Here is a 3,667-nt window from a genome sequence, read left to right as displayed (position 1 = left end):
AGACGATGCTTTGCCTCAATAGTCTGAAACTCTCGCATCGAAATTGCCCATGCTGTCATTGCTAGCAGATGAACCGAAGCATAGAGACCGTGATTGCGATCTTTTTCATGGAGCTGAGGAAAGAGCGTCACAGTCATTGTGATAAAGCGCGTGGATGTCAAAGTCACTGCCAGTGCAATAGCTAGCAGTGAAGATCCTGTTATAGCCATCTCTAGCAATACCACCTGACCAGGCAATGCAAACATCAAGAAACTGGTGGCGCCGGTAAACCAGACATCCATACCATTCGTTTTGCCCATCGCACCAAAACCTACCATGCCTGCAAACAAGACCATAGCTGGGGCTCCTGCAGCATCACGAATGCCAGACCAAAAAGCATGACTGGAATCTTTAAAGCGTTGTGCAGCCAAACCTTCAAGAGCAATTTCGCTAGGGTCTATATCGGGTTTATCGGCTAATGACATGAAACGATTGTAAGTGAGATAGGGCTTAAGCTTCCAATTTATCTAGGCATCTAGGGCCCACTGAATATGCTCGGCCACTAAACTATCCGAGCTTGGCAAGCAGGCCAATAAAGCCTTTCTGAGGGAGCGTTGCTCAATCTCCGATACCTCACCATCAGCCAAGGCATTCCCCATCGCAACAGCTAAGTTTCTGCGCCAGCGGGTGTAACCAATACGACGAATTGCACTACCTTCGTGACGCTTCTCGAATTCTTCCTCAGTCCAAGACCAAAGCTGCAAGAGACTAGCTCTTCCAAGACCATGTCGTTCAGCAAAGTCAGGTAAGGCTGTACGTTGCGCAAATTTATTCCAAGGACAAATCAACTGACAGTCGTCACATCCATAAACACGATTACCCATTGCCCTACGAAATTCCACCGGAATGGCATCTGGGTTTTCAATCGTTAAATAAGAAATACAGCGTCGTGCATCTAATTGATAAGGGGCGGTAATAGCTTGTGTGGGACATACATCAATACAAGATTGGCAAGTACCGCAATGGGAATCTTCCTCTTGATCAATCGGTAGCGGGACATCAACCAATATCTCACCTAAAAAAAATGTAGACCCAGATTCACGATTAAGCAAGAGCGTATGCTTGCCTCGCCAACCTAAGCCTGCCTTACGAGCCAACTCCACCTCCATTAATGGAGCTGAGTCGGTAAATACACGATAACCAAATGCGCCAATTTGTTTTTCAATTCGTTGCGCAAACTCTTGCAAACGATTGCGCATCACCTTGTGATAGTCGCGCCCACGGGCGTACATGGATACAACTGCCTGAGTTGGTTCAGCTAAACGTTGCCACTCATGGTCAAAATCTATTTCAGGAGATAGGTAGTTCATCGTGACGCAAATGACCCTCACAGCACCGGGAACCAGCATGCCGGGATCAGAGCGTAAATCAGCATGTTTAGCCATGTACTCCATCTGCCCGTGACGACCTTGCTCTAACCACTCATGCAGCCTCTCTGTGGCTGATCCAAGGTGGGTATCAGTGATGCGCAAGCCATCAAAACCCAATTGACGAGACTGCTCATCCAGCCATTCACGAAGATGGGTCTGATCAACAGCGCTCGGCATTTGGGTAGAAGTCATGAGTAATACAGAATGTAGCTTAATAATTGAATAAACTAGGCAAATGGCTCAGAATTCATTTAATCAATATTGTAGGCAAGAAGCGGATACGACCGCATTGGCACAAAAGCTTGCCTTGGGCCTCAGCCATCTTTTTCAAGCAGATCAAAGCATTCACCTCAATATTTCCCTAGAAGGCGATCTTGGGGCGGGTAAGACCACTTTTGCCCGCCACCTGATACAAGCCCTAGGATATGCAGGGCGAGTCAAAAGCCCAACCTATACCTTGTGTGAGCCCTACCCTATTGAAATCAACAGTGACAACCCATCGTCAGCAGTAAACATTAAAGCCCACCACTTTGATCTCTATCGCATGAGAGATCCACTAGAGTGGCAAGAAGCTGGCTTTGCAGAGCATTTTGATGAACCTGGATTCTGCTTGGTAGAGTGGCCGGGTAAAGCTGAGGGCGCGCTACCAGCTTTTGATATTGAAATTCATCTCCGCGCCGGTGAAGATGAAAGCGCAAGAAATATTAGCCTGCAAGCCAACACCCGTCACGGAATAGCGGTTATAGAAGAACTATTGCCACAATAGAGATGAGCAAGTCACCCATCAACTCCTCTAGAAGAAAACATCTTAAAACTTCAGCAAAGATGCTGGGTTTTATTCTCTTCTTTGGCGAGGCAGAGATTGCTTGGGGTGCAAAGATCTTGGGTGTACGTATTTGGCCTGCAGAAGATTACACACGGATCACGATGGAATCCGATAAAGCGCTACCAATCACACAGCAATTACTGAGCAATCCCGATCGCTTGGTGGTCGATGTTCAAGGTATGGAATTGAATTCCACCCTGAAAGATTTGGTAGCTAAGGTCAAGCCTAACGATCCCTATGTCTCACAAATACGTGTGGGGCAATTTCAACCTGGCATGGTGCGCATTGTTTTTGATCTTAAAGAACCTGTTAAACCTCAACTCTTCACACTAGACCCCATTGCGGAATATCAGTACCGTATGGTGCTTGATCTCTACCCAGCGACTCCGCCAGATCCTTTGATGGAATTAGTTAAGAGTAGTGCCCGCAAAGAGAATGCGCTAGAAAAGGCCAATGAAGAAATCGATTTGATTGCACAGTTCGCAACCAAGAAAGAGAAGGAAGCTCCAAGGGCTCCGGTAGCCCAAGCTATCCCAGATGTAAAACAACCAGCTGCTCCAGCAAAACAAAAGCGCCTCATCACCATTGCAATCGATGCGGGTCATGGTGGAGAGGATCCAGGCGCTATTGGCGCGATGGGCTCTAAAGAGAAGAATGTTGTTCTTTCTATTGCGAAACGCTTACGAGACAAAATTGACAATGATGCGTATATGCGTCCATTTTTGACTAGGGATGGCGACTACTTTGTACCACTCCATACTAGAGTGCAAAAAGCACGTCGAGTGGAGGCGGATTTATTTGTATCGATTCATGCAGATGCATTTATCGAACCTAGAGCCAAAGGCGCATCCGTTTTTGCCCTATCCCAAATGGGTGCCAGTAGCACTACTGCACGCTGGATGGCCAACAAAGAAAATGCCTCTGACTTAATTGGTGGTATCAATATCAAGACGCAGGACAAGCAAGTTGCTAATCTTTTATTGGATATGTCTACAACCGCACAAATTAAAGATTCTGTACAAGTGGGACAGTCGATCTTGAAGCAAATTGGGGGATTTGCTCCGCTACATAAAAATAAGGTGGAGCAAGCTAGCTTTGCTGTTCTCAGGGCCCCTGACATCCCCTCAATCCTCGTTGAGACAGCGTTTATCAGCAATCCTCAAGAAGAGGCTCGTCTGAATGATGACGCTTATCAAGACCGCATTGCAGAAGCAATTTTGAGAGGAATTAAGGACTATTTCTCCAAAAATCCACCTGTTGCCAGACGCGCCAACGCCTAGCGCACTTGTAAGTACAAGGCATACAGGGCAACACCCGAAAACCGGGGAAGCCAAACCAAGTTCTTGCTATAATTTCTGTCTTACTGGGTCGGTAGCTCAGTCGGTAGAGCAGCGGACTTTTAATCCGTTGGTCGCGAGTTCGAATCTCGCCC

The 3,667-nt window shown here is 46.9% G+C and carries 4 protein-coding genes; 2 read left to right on the top strand and 2 right to left on the bottom strand.

The annotated features are described in order from the left end of the window. Positions 1–464 (bottom strand): AzlC family ABC transporter permease (locus B7Y67_RS12895; protein ID WP_293598994.1); only part of this gene is annotated, 464 nt, incomplete at its 3' end. A gap of 42 nt (positions 465–506) precedes the next feature. After that, positions 507–1,601 (bottom strand): tRNA epoxyqueuosine(34) reductase QueG, encoded by a 1,095-nt coding sequence (queG, locus tag B7Y67_RS12890; protein WP_367227287.1) that lies wholly within the window; start codon positions 1,599–1,601, stop codon positions 507–509. A 43-nt stretch (positions 1,602–1,644) separates the two neighbouring features. Here queG and tsaE point away from each other — a divergent pair, with 43 nt between their 5' ends. Continuing rightward, positions 1,645–2,175: a tRNA (adenosine(37)-N6)-threonylcarbamoyltransferase complex ATPase subunit type 1 TsaE gene (gene tsaE / locus B7Y67_RS12885; protein ID WP_293598993.1), complete on the top strand. Its 531-nt coding sequence runs from the start codon at positions 1,645–1,647 to the stop codon at positions 2,173–2,175. Between the two features lie 2 nt (positions 2,176–2,177). Then, a complete protein-coding gene (locus B7Y67_RS12880) occupies positions 2,178–3,515 on the top strand; it encodes an N-acetylmuramoyl-L-alanine amidase (RefSeq protein ID WP_293598992.1) in 1,338 nt (445 codons plus the stop codon). Positions 3,516–3,667 lie beyond the last annotated feature (152 nt).

This window comes from Polynucleobacter sp. 35-46-11 (genome assembly GCF_002281105.1).
The sequence above is the reverse complement of the archived record's forward strand: the minus strand, read 5'-3'. Positions and strand labels throughout refer to the sequence as shown.

Excerpts from the sequence above, each read along its gene's own strand:
- B7Y67_RS12880 (WP_293598992.1), top strand. The coding sequence starts at position 2,178 with ATGAGCAAGTCACCCATCAACTCCTCTAGAAGAAAACATCTTAAAACT.
- queG (WP_367227287.1), bottom strand. The coding sequence starts at position 1,601 with ATGACTTCTACCCAAATGCCGAGCGCTGTTGATCAGACCCATCTTCGT.
- tsaE (WP_293598993.1), top strand. The coding sequence starts at position 1,645 with ATGGCTCAGAATTCATTTAATCAATATTGTAGGCAAGAAGCGGATACG.